The organism is Mycoplasma anserisalpingitidis, assembly GCF_007859615.1.
GTDB lineage: Bacteria > Bacillota_I > Bacilli_A > Mycoplasmatales > Metamycoplasmataceae > Mycoplasmopsis > Mycoplasmopsis anserisalpingitidis.
The window spans coordinates 526,635-546,254 of the sequence record NZ_CP042295.1 but is presented as its reverse complement, the minus strand read 5'-3'; the positions used below and the strand labels follow the sequence as shown (position 1 = coordinate 546,254).

17 protein-coding genes and 1 tRNA gene are annotated in these 19,620 nt (G+C 28.6%); 4 read left to right on the top strand and 14 right to left on the bottom strand.

The features are described from left to right. Window positions 1–16: 16 nt before the first annotated feature. The 8 genes from FRW55_RS02130 to gmk form a co-directional block, all read right to left on the bottom strand. Window positions 17–622 (bottom strand): DUF1349 domain-containing protein, encoded by a 606-nt coding sequence (locus tag FRW55_RS02130; RefSeq protein ID WP_146368536.1) that lies wholly within the window; start codon window positions 620–622, stop codon window positions 17–19. Between the two features lie 86 nt (window positions 623–708). After that, the gene (gene obgE, locus FRW55_RS02125; RefSeq protein WP_146368535.1) at window positions 709–1,968 is read right to left on the bottom strand and encodes a GTPase ObgE; all 1,260 of its coding nucleotides are present in this window, start codon (window positions 1,966–1,968) and stop codon (window positions 709–711) included. A gap of 98 nt (window positions 1,969–2,066) precedes the next feature. Beyond that, window positions 2,067–2,157 (bottom strand) — tRNA-Ser (locus FRW55_RS02120). Window positions 2,158–2,237: 80 nt separating this feature from the next. Further along, window positions 2,238–2,906 (bottom strand): ribulose-phosphate 3-epimerase, encoded by a 669-nt coding sequence (locus FRW55_RS02115; protein WP_146368534.1) that lies wholly within the window; start codon window positions 2,904–2,906, stop codon window positions 2,238–2,240. Further along, on the bottom strand, window positions 2,899–3,744 hold the full coding sequence (gene rsgA / locus FRW55_RS02110; RefSeq protein ID WP_146368533.1) for a ribosome small subunit-dependent GTPase A: 846 nt from the start codon (window positions 3,742–3,744) through the stop codon (window positions 2,899–2,901). Before rsgA ends, FRW55_RS02115 begins: the two co-directional genes overlap by 8 nt. Before the next feature lie 6 nt (window positions 3,745–3,750). Continuing rightward, the gene (locus tag FRW55_RS02105) at window positions 3,751–4,749 is read right to left on the bottom strand and encodes a serine/threonine-protein kinase (protein ID WP_146368532.1); all 999 of its coding nucleotides are present in this window, start codon (window positions 4,747–4,749) and stop codon (window positions 3,751–3,753) included. Further along, complete coding sequence (locus FRW55_RS02100; protein ID WP_146368531.1) at window positions 4,742–5,497, bottom strand: PP2C family protein-serine/threonine phosphatase; 756 nt, start codon at window positions 5,495–5,497, stop codon at window positions 4,742–4,744. Before FRW55_RS02100 ends, FRW55_RS02105 begins: the two co-directional genes overlap by 8 nt. Continuing rightward, on the bottom strand, window positions 5,485–6,096 hold the full coding sequence (gene gmk / locus FRW55_RS02095; RefSeq protein ID WP_146308513.1) for a guanylate kinase: 612 nt from the start codon (window positions 6,094–6,096) through the stop codon (window positions 5,485–5,487). Before gmk ends, FRW55_RS02100 begins: the two co-directional genes overlap by 13 nt. A 359-nt stretch (window positions 6,097–6,455) precedes the next feature. On the opposite strand from gmk, the gene FRW55_RS02090 reads away from it, so the two are divergent. Both FRW55_RS02090 and FRW55_RS02085 read left to right on the top strand, forming a co-directional pair. Next, window positions 6,456–7,352, top strand: coding sequence for a PTS glucose transporter subunit IIA (locus tag FRW55_RS02090; protein ID WP_146368530.1), 897 nt, complete (start codon window positions 6,456–6,458; stop codon window positions 7,350–7,352). Between the two features lie 37 nt (window positions 7,353–7,389). Continuing rightward, window positions 7,390–7,986: an FMN-dependent NADH-azoreductase gene (locus tag FRW55_RS02085; RefSeq protein ID WP_146368529.1), complete on the top strand. Its 597-nt coding sequence runs from the start codon at window positions 7,390–7,392 to the stop codon at window positions 7,984–7,986. A 102-nt stretch (window positions 7,987–8,088) separates the two neighbouring features. Here FRW55_RS02085 and aspS read toward each other — a convergent pair whose 3' ends face one another. The 3 genes from aspS to FRW55_RS02070 form a co-directional block, all read right to left on the bottom strand. Continuing rightward, window positions 8,089–9,786 carry an aspartate--tRNA ligase gene (gene aspS / locus FRW55_RS02080; RefSeq protein WP_201798396.1) on the bottom strand — a complete coding sequence of 566 codons (1,698 nt, stop codon included), beginning with the start codon at window positions 9,784–9,786 and terminating at the stop codon, window positions 8,089–8,091. Window positions 9,787–9,798: 12 nt separating this feature from the next. Beyond that, complete coding sequence (gene hisS / locus FRW55_RS02075; RefSeq protein ID WP_146368527.1) at window positions 9,799–11,079, bottom strand: histidine--tRNA ligase; 1,281 nt, start codon at window positions 11,077–11,079, stop codon at window positions 9,799–9,801. A gap of 110 nt (window positions 11,080–11,189) precedes the next feature. Then, window positions 11,190–12,575 (bottom strand): hypothetical protein, encoded by a 1,386-nt coding sequence (locus FRW55_RS02070; RefSeq protein ID WP_146368526.1) that lies wholly within the window; start codon window positions 12,573–12,575, stop codon window positions 11,190–11,192. 159 nt (window positions 12,576–12,734) lie between these two features. Between FRW55_RS02070 and FRW55_RS02065 the strand changes: the two genes are divergently transcribed. Both FRW55_RS02065 and FRW55_RS02060 read left to right on the top strand, forming a co-directional pair. Further along, window positions 12,735–15,221, top strand: a complete 2,487-nt coding sequence (locus tag FRW55_RS02065) for a valine--tRNA ligase (RefSeq protein WP_146368525.1) — start codon at window positions 12,735–12,737, stop codon at window positions 15,219–15,221. After that, window positions 15,209–16,045, top strand: coding sequence for a bifunctional 5,10-methylenetetrahydrofolate dehydrogenase/5,10-methenyltetrahydrofolate cyclohydrolase (locus FRW55_RS02060; protein WP_146308527.1), 837 nt, complete (start codon window positions 15,209–15,211; stop codon window positions 16,043–16,045). Before FRW55_RS02065 ends, FRW55_RS02060 begins: the two co-directional genes overlap by 13 nt. 76 nt (window positions 16,046–16,121) lie before the next feature. On the opposite strand, the gene FRW55_RS02055 is transcribed toward FRW55_RS02060, so the two are convergent. The 3 genes from FRW55_RS02055 to glpO are packed head-to-tail and all read right to left on the bottom strand — an operon-like array spanning window position 16,122 to window position 19,605. After that, complete coding sequence (locus FRW55_RS02055; RefSeq protein ID WP_146368524.1) at window positions 16,122–16,907, bottom strand: MIP/aquaporin family protein; 786 nt, start codon at window positions 16,905–16,907, stop codon at window positions 16,122–16,124. A 3-nt stretch (window positions 16,908–16,910) separates the two neighbouring features. Next, a complete protein-coding gene (gene glpK, locus FRW55_RS02050) occupies window positions 16,911–18,437 on the bottom strand; it encodes a glycerol kinase GlpK (protein WP_146368523.1) in 1,527 nt (508 codons plus the stop codon). A 22-nt stretch (window positions 18,438–18,459) separates the two neighbouring features. After that, entirely contained in the window at window positions 18,460–19,605 is a 1,146-nt protein-coding gene (gene glpO, locus FRW55_RS02045) for a type 2 glycerol-3-phosphate oxidase (RefSeq protein ID WP_146368522.1), read from the bottom strand. Window positions 19,606–19,620: the final 15 nt, after the last annotated feature.

Below are 19,620 nucleotides of genomic sequence, written 5' to 3'. Positions count from 1 at the left end.
CTGCTTTTTATTTTGTCTATTTATCTGGTTGTTGGCCATCGTGTGCTAATCATTTGCACTCAGTAATTTCCATTTTTGTAAAAGTTGCTTTAAAACTTGAATCTTCTGGACTGCAGGCATAAATACCAAAATTTATTTTATCTGTAGCTTTATTAATGTGGCAGATTCTCATTTGTTTAAATTCTTTTCCATCAATAGAACATTCTATCTTAAAATCATCTTCTCTTCTACTTAATCTGTATCACATACTTTTAATGTTTGCATCTATTTCTGTAGTTGATCAATCTGAATAACCGTTATTTGTTACAACAGCACCTAGGTGTTGAAATTTTTCATTTTCATATTCAATTGAAGCTTTTATTCAGTTTTCTGAATCTAAGTACATTATAATACCGCATTGGTCAAAACGATGCTTTGAATCGAATTCAGTTTTGACTGTGAAAGAAAAGAATTTCTCACTTGTTGAAATTTGTAATAAGGGTGCATTATCATTTCTAAAATGATAATAAGTTCTTTGCCATAGATCAGTTTTAGGTTCTGATATAATTTCAATTTTTCCATCAGAAATACTAAAATTATTTGGTTTTCTTGTTCAATTTCACAAATCTTTATTTACTTTCATTATTCTCCAATTTGTATTCTTAATTAAATATTATTCAACACCTTAATTTTACCTTTTTACCTATAAAATAGAATAAAAAAAGAAGATTACTCTTCTTCTCATTGGAATTGATATTCATAAATATTAACTGTATCACCAGGCTTAATATCTAATTTAATCAATGCTTCTCATACACCGATTTTTTTCAAAATATTATTAAATCTTAATAAATTATCATATGAATTTAATGGAATTTTATTATATAATTCCAAAACTTTTGGTCCATAAACTTCAAAGTGACCATAATAAGGAGAAATAACAGTGTAAGGAGCTTCATAGTTAATTTCAATTTCTTGTGCTTCTTCTTCAATAGGTTTCATAGTTTCTTTTTGAATCATTTCTCATAACACTTTTTTAACTAAGTCCATATTTTCACGATTTATTGCTGAAATTTCAATTAGTGTAATATTAGGAAATTCCTTTTTGAATTTTTCAACATTTTCTCTAAAGTTTTCTAAATCAGACTTGTTAGCAATAATTAATTGAGGCTTTAATTCAAGTTTTAGATTACAGTCTAATAACTCTTTTTGTATTGTTAAGTAGTCATTAATAGGATCTTTGTTTGGATCACCAAAGTCTATGATATGTGCAATAACCCTACATCTTTCAATGTGTTTAAGAAAACGTGAACCGAGACCCTTGCCTAAACTAGCACCCTTAATTAAACCAGGTAAATCAGCTACAGTAAAGCTATTTTCGTAAAATTCAACCATTCCTAATTGTGGTACTAATGTAGTGAATTCGTATTCAGCAACTTTAGCTTTTGCGTTTGAAATAGCGTTAAGGAACGTACTTTTACCTGCACTAGGTTTACCAACAACACCAACATCTGAGAGAATTTTAAGAACTATTTTAGCTTCAAATTTTTCTCCTGGAAGTCCGTTTTCACAAATTCGAGGTGCTGTATTTTTAGATGTTTTAAATTTAGTATTTCCTCTACCACCTTTTCCACCTTTAGCAACTAAATAAGGAGTATCAGGCAAAATAACATCAGCAACTAATTTATTATTATTGTAAACTAAGGTACCGATTGGTACTCTTATATAAGTGTGTTTTGCATTGGCTCCATAAAGATTTTTTGGTCCACCTTTAACACCATCTTCAGCAATAATATGTTTATTTTTGTAGAAACTTAACAGTGTATTTTTTCCTAAATCACCAACAAAATAGACATCACCACCATTTCCGCCATCTCCGCCGTCTGGACCACCTTTATCAACATGGGCTTCTCTACGGAATGAAATCATTCCATCACCTCCTTTTCCGGCTTGTAACATAACTTTAACTTCATCAACAAATTTTGCCATTTTTTCTCCTTTTAAAATAGTTATTAAATTATAAATTATTATATGGTTCTTTAATTCAATTATTTTGTGAATTTATGCATTTTTTTAAATAAAAAAAATGGCGGAACAGAGAGGATTTGAACCTCCGCGGGAGTTGCCTCCCCTACAGTCTTAGCAGGACCGCCTCTTCAGCCTCTTGAGTACTGTTCCAAGCAAAAGAATTATAACCTAAAAATATAAAATCACTAGCATTATTTTAAATTAATTGGTCGATTTATAAAACTTTTACCCTATTTTGAAAATCTTCTTCCCAAAATTGATTTAATTTGCTCTTTTGTTGGGTTTGCAACCAAAAATGTTCCAGCAACGCAAGCGTCTGCACCATATCTAAAACATTCTGGTCCAGTAATGTTGTTAATTCCACCGTCTACTTGAATTAAAAAATCATAACCATTATCAATTCTTAATTTTTTAAGATATTGAATTTTTTCATAAGCACTATCGATGAATTTTTGTCCACCCTTACCTGGTTCAACCGACATTACTAAAACTAATGAAAGATATTTAGCAAATTTTTCCACTACTTCAATTTTTGTATTTGGTTTAATTGCTAAACCAATTTTGCAATAATGATTATTTTTATTTTCTAATCAATCTAATAAAACATCTTCATCAAGAGATTCGTAGTGAAAAGTAAATACATCAACATAGTCTTTTAATTCTTCGATATAATCGGTTGGATTTTTGACCATTAAGTGTACATCCTTAAAGTGTTGTTTGCTGTTTTTAGATATATTAATAATTTCTTCGATTGTAATAGCATGATTTGGGACAAACTTACCATCCATTACATCATAATGAATTCAACTTACACCATTATCAATTAGTGTATTTGCCATTTCAACTCTTTTATCTACATCAACATTTAATAAACTAGGGGTCACGAATTTTTTACTCATCTCATCTCTCCTTTTTTGTTTCTTTGCTTAATTTTAAGTAATTTTCATATCTTCATTTTGGTATTGAAATATCGATTTGTTTTTTGATCTCACAATCATTTATATTTTCATTAATATGCAAGCAAGAACGGTATTTGCAGTCAGGAAAATATTTTTTGAAGGTATCAAAACTTTGTGCCAGTTCAAGAGAGTTTATATCTAAATCTAATGAACTAAAACCTGGTGTATCGATTAATTCTCCATCATTAAATTCTATAATTTTGACTACTCTAGTAGTGTGCTTTCCACGTCCTAACGCTTTACTGATTTGCTGAGTTTGAAAATTATTGTTTGATAATCTATTAATAGTCGTGGTTTTTCCAACCCCAGTTTGACCTAAAAAAACGTTTGTTTTGTTTTTGAAAATTTGTTTAATTTCACTTAAGTTTGAATCACTGTTATTGTTAATTAAATAAACTTCATATCCACACCTTTGATATTGTTCATATCAATAAAAGTCATTAACTAAATCAGATTTAGTAAAGAAAAGTATTGGTTTAATTTCCTTAAATTCAATTATTGAAAGAAATTTGTCCATCAAAAATGAACTAAATTCAGGTTCTTTTAAACTCATAACAATAATGACTTGATCAATATTAGCAACTTTAGGACGAATAAAATTATTTCTTCGCTCTAAAATATTCAAAATCATTTTGTTATCATGTTCAACATAATCACCAACTAATGGGATTAAATTATTAAACCTAAGTTTACCACTACCAGGTATTAAAACAGTTGAATTATCACTGTTTTTAATTTCATAAATACCTGAAACTATTGAATAAATTTTACCTTTCATACTCTCCTAAATTAAAATTGAAATAGTTATTAAAATCGCACTAATTAAAACTAAAACAGAAATTAAAATTACATTAAATCTTCAACTACTTGTATAGTCTGCGATAGTTTTTTTGCTTTTTGCTGTTTTAGTTGATATTGGAGCTTCAAGTGAACGAGAAGTTAGTAAACAAGTGTCAATATCTTTTCTAAATTCTCACATTGATTCATAACGGTTGTTTGGATTTTTAGCAGTTGCTTTTAGAATAACATTTTCTAATGCTTGAGGCACTTCTCTAAAATCCTTAACTCTAGGGAACTCATTTTCTTTGTGCATTTGTATAGTTTGAATAGCGTTTTTATTGCTAAAAGGATATTTTCCGGTTAACATTTCAAAAAGAAGCACACCTAAGGCATAAATATCAACTTGTTTAGTTATTTTAGTATTATCATCAATCAATTCTGGTGCAAGATAATATACAGAACCAACAATGCTATGAGTTTTGGTTAAACGCTGATTATTGTGTTCACTTGACATAGATATACCTAAGTCAATGATTTTAACAGTTAATTTATCTGAAATTAATATATTACTGCTTTTAATGTCTCTGTGGACGATACCATTTGAGTGTAATTCTCCAATTCCGGCGGCGATTTGCTTTGCAAAGCTTACTGCAAGACGAGAATTAAGAAATCCATTTTCCTCTATCATAGACCTTAAACTTTTACCATTTACGTATTCCATTACAAAATATTGTTCTTTTTCATCAATATGATAATCAAAAATTTTTGGAACGTTTGGAGAACTAATTTTTTGTAATAATTCAATTTCGCGCTTAAAACGAATATAGTTGTTATTATTATTGTCCTGAATACGGTATTTCAATGCATAAAGTTCACCTGGCTTATTCTTTTTGTTCACCAAAAAAACTGAACTCATTCCACCAGTTCCTATTAGTTTTAAGATTGTGTAAGTTTTGTAAACTTTCGACTCTCTAAATGGTAATTCAGCGTAGCCCCTAGACATAATCTTCCTCTTCAAAGTCTATAAGAGCTACACTCATATTATCATTAGAATTTGCAATTTGTGCACTTGTTAAAATAGTTTCTATTCTGTTTTTAAGTGATAAATCAGAATTTTTAATAATAAGTTCAATCTCATCATTATTTAGAAAACTATGAATACCATCACTTGTTAGCAAAATACTTTTGGTTTTCATGTAACTTTCGGTATTTAATTCAAAAACTTCAAGTGTAGTTTTTTTAGTTGGACCTAGAGCACTAGTTAAATATTTAGATTCTCTTTGAGAATTTGCAACTAGTTTATCGTAACCCTCTTGAATTAGTTGATTGTAATAATTATGATCAATTGTAATTTGAATTAAATCATTATTTTTATTAAGTATATAAGTTCTTGAGTCACCTGAATTAAAAATGATAATTTTCTTTTGGTTTTTAAAAATTAATGCAGCTGTTAAAGTTGTTCCCATATCGTGCATTTCTTCATTAACAGACTGTTTTTTCATATTGATTTTAACAACGTCAATCAAATCATAAAATCATTTTTTATGGTCTCCTAAATTAGGATTAAAATTATCTAAAAATTCTTTAGTAATAACATTTACTGCTATTGATGAAGCAAAAGAACCACCGAAGTGGCCACCCATTCCGTCGCATAAAAGAGCTAAAACCGTATTATCTTTTTCAATTATTTCAACTCTATCTTGATTTTCATCTCTAAAATCACCTTTAATAGATTTTACTAATCATTGCATTTAATGCCTAGCTCCTTATAAAGAATTTCCTTAATTTCATTAGCTGCACGTTCAGGAATATCGTTAATTATTTTATATTTAAAAACACTTGATTCAGCAATTTCTTCAGTAGCTTTGTGTAATCTAGCTTTCATTGTGTGATTGTCTTCAGAACCTCTTTTTAATATTCTGTTTCTTAGATCATCAATTGAAGGTGGAAGTAAAAATATTGTAATTAAGTTATATCTATCATCATCTTTTAATTTTTCGATAACTTGTTTAGCACCACGAGTTTCAATTTCTAACATCGGAGTCATACCACGATTAGAAATTCTTGTTAATTCACTGTATAAAGTACCATAATAGTTATCAAAGTGGTAAGAGAATTCAATAAATTCTCTACCTTTTATCATTTGTTGGAATAGTGATTTATCATAAAAATAGTAATGAATTCCATTAATTTCACCTTCACGAGGTTTTCTAGTTGTTGCAGAACAAGAGAGCGATAAGTGTAGCTCATCGAATTCAAATAATAATCTTTCAACTGTTCCTTTACCAACTCCACTAGGTCCAGAAAATATAACTAAAGGAGTTTTCTTTACAATACTATCTTTATCCATAATTAATTGTTATTATATATTTTTATTTATTTTTTAATAGCAATATTTATTATAAATTTTCAACATATTGATTAATCGGTAAATAAATTGTTTTGGAGTTGTTTTGTAATGTTATTTATAAATAAAATATTTGTAAAATTAATTAATGTGAAATATTAATTTTAATAAAAAATAAATTTACTTTAGATAGTTTTATTATGGTGTTTTTGTGTAAAACTTTTATCTTAAATCATTGTTTTTAATTGCATTTATGGAAAAAAAACCATAACAAAATAATAACAAGGATGTTAAAAATATTTTAATGAATTTAATGTATTATAATTAACCAGTATTAATTTACTAATTAATAAGGAGTAATAATGAGTTTTTTAAATAAAATTAAATCAATGTTTGCTAAGAAGGATGAACAACCATCTGAAATTCCTTCACAATTTATTCAAGATTTAGTTGCAAATCTTGGTGGAATTAGTAACATTACTGGATTTAACAATGGAGCTACAAGCTTAAGATACGATGTTAAAGATAGTTCAAAAATTAATGTAGCAGAATTAGAAAAAATTGGAGCTGAAAAAGTTACAATTGTTGGACCAAGATATGTTGATATTAAGTTAGGTGAAAGAGCTGACGAAGTTAACTTAGAAGTTCGTAAATTCATTACATACTTCAAAAAAATTGAAGCAAGTAATGTGAAAGTTCAAGAAGGTAACTTAGCACCTAAAGCAGTTCAAGAAGCAGCTAAAGAAGAAAAATGTCCAGACGGAACATGTTCTTCTAAAAAAGCTGAAGAAAATGTTGACAGTGTTGAAATTTTAGGTATTACTGATGCAAAAGTAGTTGGTCTTGAAACATTAAATGACGGTGTATTTAGTGAAAAAATGTTAGGTGATGGAATTGTGTTTGACATTTCTAAAAAAGAAACGGTTGACATTATTTCACCAGTTGATGGTACATTAGAAGTGTGTTTCCCATCAAAACACGCTTATGGAATTGTATCGCCTAATGGTTTAAGTCTTTTAATTCACATCGGTATTGACACAGTTAACTTAGGTGGAATCGGATTTGAAACATTTGTAAGTCAAAACGATAAGATCCAAAAAGGTCAAAAATTAGCTACTGTTAATGTAAAGAGAATTTTACAAGACAATTTAAATCCAAATGTTATTTTGATAGCAACTAATGAATCTAAATTCACAAACTTTACAGAAGTTAAAAAAGTTTCAAAAGCAAACGAAGTTGTTGCTGTTATTACAAAATAATAAGATTAAATTAATATAATTTTGAAAGTGAGGTAATATGAAGGTTTTAGTACTTAAAGGAAATCTAGTAGCAGATGCTAATTCATTTTCAAATAAAGTTGTTGACTATTTTGTTGACAAAGTAGAATCTAAATATCAAGATGCTGAAATTGAAGTAATCAACTTAGCTAAAACTAAATTAGCAGATGTGTTCTTAACGCAAAAATCATTTTCAACCTATTATACAGACGTTGAAAGTGCAAAGTGAATTGCAAAAATGAAAGAAGTTGATAAAGTTATTATTTCTGTTCCAATGATAAATTTCGGTCCATCGACAATTGTAAAAAACTTTATCGATGCTATTTCAGTTGCAGACCAAACATTTTCATACAAATATAGCAAAAAAGGTGATGCTATTGGTTTATTAACTAATATTGATGTAACTATTATTGCTTCACAAGGAGCTCCTGAAGGTTGATATTCTTGAGGAAACCATTTAGGTTGACTTGAAGGTACCTTTAAGTTTTTAGGTGCAAAAAAGGTTCAATCACTTTTGGTTGCTGGAACTAAAGTTAATTTAGCAAATTCATTAAATAATGGTGAATTAATCAATGAATATGATAATAAAATTAATTCACTTGTTGAAAATTTATAATACTAAAATTACCTTGAATGGTATTTTTTTATTCAAATAAAGGAATATGCAAGGAAATAAAAAAAGTTGACTCTATTATTGTCAACTTTTTTACTCATTCGATTAATTTTCTTCTTGAATAACTTTAATAAATAATTCTTGAAGTTGTTCTTCAGAAACTCCGCTTGGAGCTTCAGTAAATACGTCTTGATTTTTTGCGTTTTTAGGGAATGCAATAACATCTCTTATTGTTTTGTGGTTGGCTAAAATCATTGTTAATCTGTCCATACCCAAACCAATTCCACAGTGTGGTGGAACTCCATAATTAAACGCTTTAAGGAAGAAACCGAATTTTGATTCTTGTTCTTCCTTAGACATACCAATAAGTTCAAACATTTTCTCTTGCATTTGTGGATCGCTAATTCTAGCAGAACCAGACCCTAATTCAAATCCGTTTAATACTAAGTCGTAGCTTTTGGCACGTAATTTTGAAAGTTCTAATGTATTAATTTCTTCTAGAATATTATCAAATTGAGTGAATGGGTGGTGCGCTGCTTGTCAACGTTTAAATGTTTCATCGTACTCAAACATTGGTCAATCAACAATTCAACTAAAGTTATATTCATCGCGTGCATAGTTAAACATATTGTTTAATTCAACACGAACTGCACCAAGAGCTTTTGAAGCATTTTCAAATTCGTCAGCAACAATAAAATATGAACCATCACCATGAATTTGGATTAGTTTATTTACTTCATCAGAAACTTTTTTAGCAAAGTTTGAGTGTGATACCACACCATTTTCAACTACAAAATAGAATAATATCTTTGCTTTATTTTTATTAGCAATCTCTTCAAGAGATTTAAAATCTTTCTTAGAAATTATCGATGGAACCTTAAGCATTCTCTTGCTTTTTGCTTCTTTAATTACATTAAAATCTGTATTATTACAGAATGAATCAATATCAATAATTTTGTACTCATACCTTAAGTCAGGTTTATCTGTCCCATAATCTCTAATACAATCATCAAATTTCAATCTTTGGAATGGAGTTTTAATTTCATGACCTATTTTCTTCATGAAGTGTTTGAATAAACCTTCAACCATTTCTTGGAATTTTTCAACAGACATAAAACTTACTTCAATATCCAATTGAGTAAACTCTGGTTGTCTATCTTTTCTAGAGTCTTCGTCTCTAAAACATCTTGCAAATTGATAGTATCTTTCAAAACCAGCTACCATTAATAATTGTTTGAATAATTGAGGTGATTGTGGTAAAGCAAAGAATGTTCCTCGAGTTCTAGTTGGAACTAAAAAGTCTCTAGCACCTTCTGGTGTAGCCTTAGCCAACATAGGGGTTTCTAATTCAGTGAAGTCATTTTCTTGCATATATTCTCTAATGTGATAGAAAATTTTATTTTTAAGTGCAAGAGTTTTTTGCATCACTGGTCTTCTTAAGTCTAAATATCTATATTTTAGTCTTAAATCTTCTTTAACTTCAATTTCATCCTTAACTGAAAAAGGCAACTCAGCTGCACTTGAAAGAATTACGAAGTCTTCAACTACCACTTCAATATCACCAGTTTCTAAGTTTGGGTTTTTATCTTTTCTTTCAACAACCAAACCTTGTACTTCTAAAACACTTTCTTTTGAGAAATTAATTGGTTTATTAAAAACCAATTGAGTAATTCCATATTTATCTCTTAAGTCAACAAAATTTAATTCACCAAATCTTCTTTTGTTAGCAACTCAACCGTAGAGAGTAACTTTTTGACCAACATTTTCTATTCTTAATTCATTGTTTTTAATTTCTTTTTTCATAATTATCCTTAGTTATTTTTTTAATAAGTTCATGATGTTTGTTAAAATCGAATCATTTTTTTCTAACTGATATGTTTCTTTAGTTTCTAAATTTTTTAGTAATATTTTATTTTCCACTTTAATATCATCAAATAATAAAAATTTAGCATTATATTTTTGAGCATGATTAAAAATTTTCTTAATCTTAATTTCATCAGGATTAAATTCAACACTAATATTGTTTTTTCTCAAATTATTAACTAATTCAAAAATAATATTTTTATTTTCGATTTCGTCTGTACTTGTTGTTGCAAAAACTTCAACTGAATCCACATTTTTTAATAATTTTTCATTTATTTCTGGGTGGAGATCTTTAATCAGAGCCATCATACGATCAACACCAAGACCAAATCCAATACTTGAAAGGTCAGGACCGCCAAGTTCGTTAATTAGCTTTGAATATCTCCCACCACCAAGAACAGTTAATTCATTTTCTTGAGTTTTAACGACAAATTCAAAAACTAATTCGTCATAATAATCCAAGCCTCTCACTAAATCAGTAGAAACAGTAAATTTAATATTTTGATTTTTAAGTTTATCACAAATTGCATCAAAGTAATCCCGTGAACTAGGACTTAAATAATCAATAATTTTTGGACAGTCATTCATAAACTTATGTTTTGAATCAATTTTATCATCAAGAATTCTTAAAACTTTACGTTCATTTAATCTTTCTTTACTTGTTTGAGTTAATTGCTCGTAATATGGAAGAAGAAAATTGTAAACGTCATTTTCGTATTTTTGTCTAGTTTCAAGATCACCAATTGAATTAATTTTTAATTCAATTTCCTTATCGAAGTCAAAATATTTTTCAATTATTTCTTTTGCCATTAAAATTACTTCAACATCATACAATGGATTTTTATTAGATAAATATTCAATTCCCGCTTGTATAAATTGACGATAACGCCCTTTTTGAGGTTGTTCGTATCTGAACATCGGACCAAAATAAGCGAATTTATTTTGATCTACATATCATTTATTTTCAATTAAAGCACGAATAAATGGCGCAGTTCCTTCTGGTCTAAGACAAATTGAACGTTTACCCTTATCAAGAAAATCATACATTTCCTTACGAACCATATCGCTTGATTCATTTGAGCGTTTGAATAATTCAGTAGCCTCAAAAATAGGAGTATCAATCATTTTAAAATTATAAATTTTAATTAAATTATTAAAATTATTGTAAATATCATCTCTTAAAGCAACATCATATTTATCATAATCTTTTGTACCTTTAATTTTAAAAAACATATTGCTCCATTCATTATAAATATTACTTAAATTTTACATTATTTTTGAATAATATTACGCTTGTTAAAAAGGTATATAAAAAAGGTTAATTTAAGAAAATTAACCATAAATTAGTAATTGAAAATTAGTACTATAAAATTAAGATCATCTTGAGAAATTTGTATTAAATTTGAATTTAAAAGCTGTTGAAGAATTAAAGGATATTGAGCAAAAACATTTATTTGTCCTTCAGTTCTTTTTATAGTTATTTTGTTTGTAGTTGAATTTTCGCTTTTAACTTCTTCTAGGTTCGAAACCACTTGATTATTTAGATTTGTTATTAAAATTGGTCCGTTATCAGTTGCTTTGATTCTAGTAACGCTTTTTAATTTTGGGTTTCTTTTTAATACTTCATTTACAATATTTGCTATCGAAATTGTTAATTCTTCATCAATATCTTCATCTTGGTTTGAAATAAATCTATTATTATTTTTCAAATATTTAATACCAACGATTTCTTCCTTAGAATTTTTAATAAAAATTGAATTTTCATTTGATGAATCTAAATCATTTTCAATTAATTTTCAAGATTCAATAGTTGTCACAAATGCTGGATTGGCATCGAAAGGTATATTATGATTTAATTTTTGTGGTAAAACCAAACCATTTTTAATATTATTATTCTGAATTAATTCTGCATAACTCAATACTTTTAGAGTTGCTTGATAACTTAAAAGTGAATCGGATAAAGTTTCACTATTTTCGCTATCTAAGTTTTCAATTGCTTTATTTATTAGAACTAAAATTTTATCTTGAGATTTAATTTGAAATAATTCATTAGCTAGTTGATATAAATCTGAGTTATTTGCTTTAACATATTCGATAACTGATTTTTGATTTTGTAGATCGAGTTCAGTTGATTTATAAAGTAAATCTTTTTGGTGTTTAAGACTGTATTGTGATATTTTTTGCTTCATTGAATCGTCAAATTCATTGTTTGAATCTAATACAGCTAAATTTACTTTTTGTAAAAGATTTGAAAGAGAAGCGTCATTAATCTTGTTTGATTTACTTTGGAATTCATCAAACTTTTCATTAGTATCTATTTTGATTACTTCTTCTATATCAGTTAATAAAGCATCAATACTATTAACCAATTCTTTCATAGTTTCAGTTTCTTTTGAAGAGATAGGTGTTATAACTTCTTTTAAATTATTAATTAATTGCTTAATCAAATCAAAAGTTTTCTTCATAAAATCAATGTAATTTTGTTGAAGTTTTTCTTTATTATTTTCTTGATAAGTTTCAATTAATTTAAAATTAAAGTATTCTTTATCTAAGTTAAGTAAAAATTCATTATCGAAATTAATTTTTAATTCATCTTGAGTATTATCATTTGGATTTTCTACTTTGATTTCTTCTTCATTTTTATTTGAACATGAAGCTGATAAAGCTAAAAAAGAAGAAGTAGATACTACAGAACCAATTAGCAATAATTTATTTTTTATTTTTTTCATAAAATACCTCTTTTTTATTTTGATAAGTTAATTCTACCTAAAATATTAGAAAAATCATTATAAAACTTCCATAATTAGTGTATGGAACTGTAAATGTCATATTTGTGGTAAAATATAAATAAATATTTTAAATATATATTTTGTAAAAAAGAGGACATCGTGGAAAAAATTTATAATCATAAAGAAGTTGAAAAAAATATTGAAAAAAAATGACAAGAAAAAAGATTTTTCATGGATCATGATGAGAGAAAAAAACCTTTTTCAATTCTTTTACCACCACCAAACGTAACAGGTAAATTACACCTAGGTCACGCACTAGATTCGTATATTCCTGACACAATTATTCGTTATAAAAAATTAAATAACTTTGATGTATTTTGAATTGCTGGGATGGATCACGCAGGAATTGCTACACAAGCTAAAGTTGAACAAACTTTATATGAAAATAAAGGTTTAACTAGACATGATTTAGGAAGAGAAGGCTTTCTTAAATTAGTTTGAGATTGAAAAGATGAATACGCAGCAACCTTTAGAAAGCAATGGTCATCGTTAGGACTTGCTCTTGATTATTCTAATGAAAGATTTACTCTAGATGAAAGCGCTAATAATGCAGTTTTAAAAGTTTTTATTGAGTTATATAACAAAGGATTAATTTATAGAGATGTTAAGGCAATAAATTGAGATCCAGAACTTGAAACAGCTTTATCAAATATTGAAGTTGTTAATAAACCAACTGAACAAAAAATGTACTATATTAAGTACTTTATTGAAAATTCAGAACAATTTTTAGAAGTTGCAACAGTTAGAACTGAAACTTTACTTTCAGACGTAGCTTTAGTTTACAATCCAGAAGATACTAGATATAAACATCTTCAAGGAAAATTTGCTATTCATCCAATTACAAAGAGAAGATTACCTATTATTGAAGATAGTTATGTTGATAAAGATTTTGGTTCAGGTGTTATGAAATTATCAGCACATGCTGAAGTTGATATTGAAATTATTAAAAAACATAATTTAGAAATTCTTGAAACTATCGATAAAAAAGGGTATATTAATGCTCCAGGAAGTGAATTTGATAAATTAGAAAGATTTGCTGCGCGTGAAGCAATTGCAAAATATCTTGAAATAAATCATTATTTAACTAAAGTTGAAAATTCAATTTCTAATGTTGGTTATAGTGATAGAAGTAAGGCACCAATTGAAATTCTTGTTATGCCTCAATGATTTGTTAAAATGGACAAATTTGCTAGTGATATTTTAAATCATCTTAAAGGTGGAAAAAAAGTTGAATTTTTCCCTTCACGTTTTGAAAATACATTAAAACAATGAATGGAAAATGTTTATGATTGAACTATTTCTAGACAATTATGGTGAGGACACCAAATACCTTGTTGATATAAAGGAAATGAAATTAAAGTTCAAATTGAATGTCCGGGTGAAGGTTGAATTCAAGACCCCGATGTACTTGATACATGATTCTCAAGCGGTTTAGCTCCATTTGCTTTCTTAGGTTGACCAGATAGTGATGAAAAATTAAAAAGATATTATCCTGGTGATGTATTAGTAACTGGTTATGATTTAATTTTCTTCTGAATTGCGCGTATGTATCTTTTTGGTTTAGAATTCCAAAATGAAAAACCTTTCAAACATGTTTTACTTCATGGTCTTATCAGAGATGAACAAAATAGAAAAATGTCTAAATCATTGAATAATGGTATTGACCCAATGGATGTGGTTGATAAATACGGTTCCGATGCTTTAAGATGATTCTTAATTGCAAACACTACTCCAGGAATGGATATTAGATATTCTCCAGAAAAAATTCAAGTAGCTTGAGCAATGAATAATAAATTGTGGAATATTGCCAGATACATTTGTGAGATGGAAGACAATAATAATTCTGAATACACCGATGCAGATAAATGAATTACAAATAAAATTATTGCTTTACAAAACAATATCGATAAATTCATGGAAAAATATGAATTTACATTAATGTGCGCTGAAGTCAATAAATTTATATACAATGACTTTAGCTCATGATATATTGAATTAATTAAATCAAACGCTTCTAAAAAAGTATCTTTAGAAATTCTTAAAAATATTTTAATTATTCTTCATCCATTTATGCCCTTTATAACCGATAGATTATTTAGTGATATTTATAATGAAGAATTATTAGAAAATAATTGACCTAAATTAGAAGAATTCGAAAATGTTGAATATATCGATACTTTGATTGAAATTATTTCAACAATTAGAAAATATCGTGAAGAAAATCAAATATCTAAGAAAGAAATTATTAATTATTTCTTTGATAATGAGTTAAATGAAGTTGCAAAAGATACAATTAGAAAAATGGCTAGTGCTGAATTCAAACAAAATAATGATGCAATTTTTGCATTAAATTCTGGTAATTTATTTATTGAGATTGATGCTAATCAAAAAGAAATTAATAAACAAAGATTAATTGAAAAGATTGAAAAAGTTAAGTTTGAAATAAACAGAGCTTCAAACATGTTGAATAATAAAAACTTTACTGAAAAAGCTCCTATTGAAAAAGTTCAAGCAGAAAAAGATAAGCTTGAAAAATATCAAGAAGAACTAAAAATTTATGAGGAGGAACTTAGATGCAAATATTAAGTGGTGTCGAGTTAGCTAAAAGAGAGTTAGAAAAATTAAAAAATGAGATTGATTCAATGAATTTACCAAGAAAAATACGTCTTGGTATTGTTCAAGTTGGTGATAATCCAGCTTCAAATAAATATGTTCAAAATAAAATTAAAAAGGCCGAATATTTAGGTATTGAAGCTACTTTATACAAATATGATGAATCAATTAGTCAAGACAGACTACTTAAAAAAATGGATTCAATTAATGACTATAGTGATGGAATAATTGTTCAATTACCATTACCTAAACATATTCCAACTCAAGTTATAATGGATGCAATTCCATATGAAAAAGATATCGATGGCTTAAGTAATAGAAATGAATTTGCCTTGTACAACGGTTCAAGAACTAAAGACAAATTCTTTGTTCCAGCGACCGCTAGAGCTGTTCTTGAATTAATGGAACACTACAACATTGAAGTTGAAGATAAAAGAGTTGCTGTTATTGGTAGAAGTTATTTAGTTGGTAAACCTGTAGCTCACATTATTAAAAGAATGGGTGCTTCAGTCGCTACTTATGATGAACACACAGGTATTAAGGGTGTTGAAAATGCTGATATTGTAGTTGTTGCTGCGGGTGAAGCTAAATTAGTTAAGGCTGCTAATGTTAAAGATGGCGCTATAGTTATCGATGTTGGTACTAATTTAGACGATCATTTACCTGATGTTATTTCCGGTGATGTAGATTTTGAAAGTGTTAAAGATAAAGTTGCAGCAATCACTCCAGTTCCTGGTGGTGTTGGCCCAATGACGGTTGTTTGTCTTCTTAAAAACTTAGTAGATTCTATTAAATAATTCTACATTTAATGAATAAAAATAGTTGACATTAATTTGCCAACTATTTTTTATAATGAGTTATTAATTTATTGAATTATGCAGTTAGAACATTCATTGCTTTGAAAGCCATGAATACTAATGGAACTACAACTCCGGCTAATAAAGGTGCTAAACCTGGAACTAATAAACCATATTTTCAATCTGCACTAGGTGCATCTTTAACATCTTTGAACATTAATTTAACTGTTAAGAAGTATACTAATCTTGGAACTAAATCTCTAACTGGGTTAATTGCATAACCTGTAGCTGAACCAAGAGACATACCGATTCCTAAAATGATTCATGGAACTCCCATAGATCCTAAAACTGCGAAATTAGGATTTAATGAACCAGCATGAATAATTCCAATAAGGATTGCTGTACCAAGGAATTCATACATCATGTTTTGTGCAAATTTACCTTGGTGTGAAGGACCTGTACATGATGAACCTTTTAATGCACTAAGTTCATTTTCTTTAATGTGATTTCAGTTAATAACATTAAGAATAACTTGTCCTACAAATGCTCCAACAATTTGACCTACAATGTAAAGAACATGTGTACCAATAACTGTTCCTACGCTACTTGTAGTACCATCAGCAAATGCTTTAATTAAACTTCAAACAGTAACTGCTGGGTTTAAGTGTGCTACTGAACCAGTGAATGCTTGTGATGCAACAATACCACCAAATACGGCGATAGCTCATCCAAAAGTAATTAATACCCAATTTTGTGTTTTGTGTGCAAACATATTTTTGAAGTTTGCACTTGCACAAACACCATTACCTAGAATTATAAGAACCATTGTTCCTATAAATTCACTTAAAAAGGCTGTTCCCATTTTTTATTTTACCTCGATTTCTTTTACTCAGTTAAATGTACGTTTAACTGCTTCATCCCAACCACGAATTAACGATTCAACTTCTTTTGAAGATAATTGTGGTGTGAATTCTTTATCAACCATTGTATTTTTTTCAATTTCATCAAGATTATCTCAATATTTTGTTGCTAATCCAGCAAGGAATGTTGCTCCTAATGCTGTAGTTTCAACATTTTTTGGACGAATAACTTTAACATTAGAAATTGATGATTGGAATTGCATTAAATAATTTGAATTTGATGCTCCTCCGTCAACTTTAAGAACTTCAATTTTCTTATCAACATCAGCAGCCATAGCTTTGATTAAATCGTTTGATTGATATGCAATTGATTCTAAAGTTGCTTTAACTATGTGTTCTTTCTTAGTACCTCTTTCGATTCCGAAGATTGCTCCACGTGAGTATGAATCTCAGTATGGTGCTCCCAAACCTGTGAATGATGGCACTAAATATACTTGGTGAGTATTATCTTTCTCTGCAAGTGAAGCGTAGAAATCTGATTCTGCTGAGTTATAGATTAATTGTAATCCATCACGAATTCATTGAATGGCAGCTCCAGCAATAAATACTGACCCCTCAAGTGCATAAACAGGTTTTTCTTTACCGAGTTGTCATGCAACTGTTGTTAATAATTTATTTTTTGAAAGAATTGGTTTATCACCAATATTCATCAAGGTGAAGCAACCTGTTCCATAAGTATTTTTAACCATACCAACTTTATTACATAATTGACCAAATAAAGCTGATTGTTGGTCTCCAGCTACCCCAGCAATTGGAACTTCACCAGTAGCTCTTAATGATCAGTGTTTTGGATTAATGATTCCATATACTTCACTTGAAGATTTAACTTCTGGAAGAATTGAACGTGGAATTTCAAATAATTCTAATAATTCATCATCTCAATCCATTGTGTTAATGTTGAATAATAATGTTCTAGATGCATTTGATACGTCAGTAGCATGAACTTTATCACCTGTTAATTTTCAAATTAATCAAGTATCAATTGTACCAGCAAGTAATGAACCGCTTTCTAAAGCTTTTTGAGCTTCAGGAACATTTTTAAGAATTCATCTAATTTTTGTTCCACTGAAGTAAGGGTTAATAATTAATCCGGTTTTTTGACGAACCATTTCAACATGTTCTGTTAAAGTGTCACAGTAGTCACTTGTTCTTCTGTCTTGTCAAACAATAGCGTTGTATACTGGTAAACCTGTTTCTTTATTTCATAAAACAACTGTTTCACGTTGGTTTGTAATACCCACAGCTACAACATCATTTGATTTAATGTTTGCTTTATTTTTTGCTGATTGCATTGTAGAAAGTTGGGTGTTCCAGATTTCTAATGCATCATGTTCAACTCACCCACTTTTTGGATAATATTGTGTGAATTCATGTTGTGATGTAGATACAATATTCGCGTTGTGATCAAACACAATTGTACGACAAGATGTTGTACCTTCATCAAGAGTAATGATATATTTATCTTTATTCATATTTACCTTTTCTAATTAATTTTTAGAATACGTCAATTTCATAATCTGGTTTGAAATCTTCACGTTTTTCAAGTTTTAAATCAAGTAATTTAACTATTTCTTCAGCAATTGATGGAGCCGAACTAAGTGCAGGTGATTGCATACCAGCGGCTAAAACAAAGTCTGGGTTGTTTTTTGACTTACGGATAACAAAGTCGTTTGTTTCAACATCAATTGGACGTGAACCTGAAAGTGTCATTATTGTTCTATCTAATTTAAGTGATGGAACAATTTTCTTTCCAATTTCTCCGATATAATCGTATTTTTCTCTTGTAACAAGTCTTGTATCTTCACGTGGCACACCTTCTTCAGCTGTAGGTCCAACTAAGTAGTGTCCATCTAATGTAGGTGCAACGATAACACCTTTTCCATGAATTGTAGGTACCTTAAATAATACTGAACCAATTAGATTTTTATCATAGTTATCTAAAATACGGTATTCTCCACGACGTGTTGTTTGTTTAAAGTCGTCAAAGTTGAATTTATTTGCAAGAACATCAGCATAGTGTCCTGCAGCATTAACAACTTTTTTAGCAACAACCTTATCTGTTCCATTAATTGTTAATGTAAATTCATTGTTTTCATATTTAATATCTGTAACTTCAGAACTTACTCTTAATTCAGTTCCGTTTTGTTTTGATGCTCCTAAAAGTGCTTTAGTTGCTTCAACTGGGTGAATAGCAACTGATGAAGTACATAATAAAGCTCCTAAAACTTCTGGGTTAACATTAGGTTCTTTTTTGAGAACTTCTTCTCTTGTGAGAACTTTTAAGTCTTTAGGATCAAGTTTATTTACTAATCCACGATCATATAACATGTGAACATGTTTCATTTCTTCTTCATTGAATGCTAAGATTAATGAGTCAATTTTAACTCTAGGGAATTTTAAGTGTTTAAATCAGTCTGTTTGTCATTTAATATTTCCTGCTAAGTTTAATTTAGCTTCAATTTTGTGTGGTTCAGGGTCAAAACCTCCGTGAATTAATCCTGAGTTACCTAATGAAGTTTCATCAGCAACTTTTGGATTTTTTTCAACTACTAGTACATCAAGTTTATATCTTGATAACTCGTAAGCGATTGATGCTCCGATGATACCAGCTCCTATAATAACTACATCATATTTTTTCATTTTTTTAATCTCCTC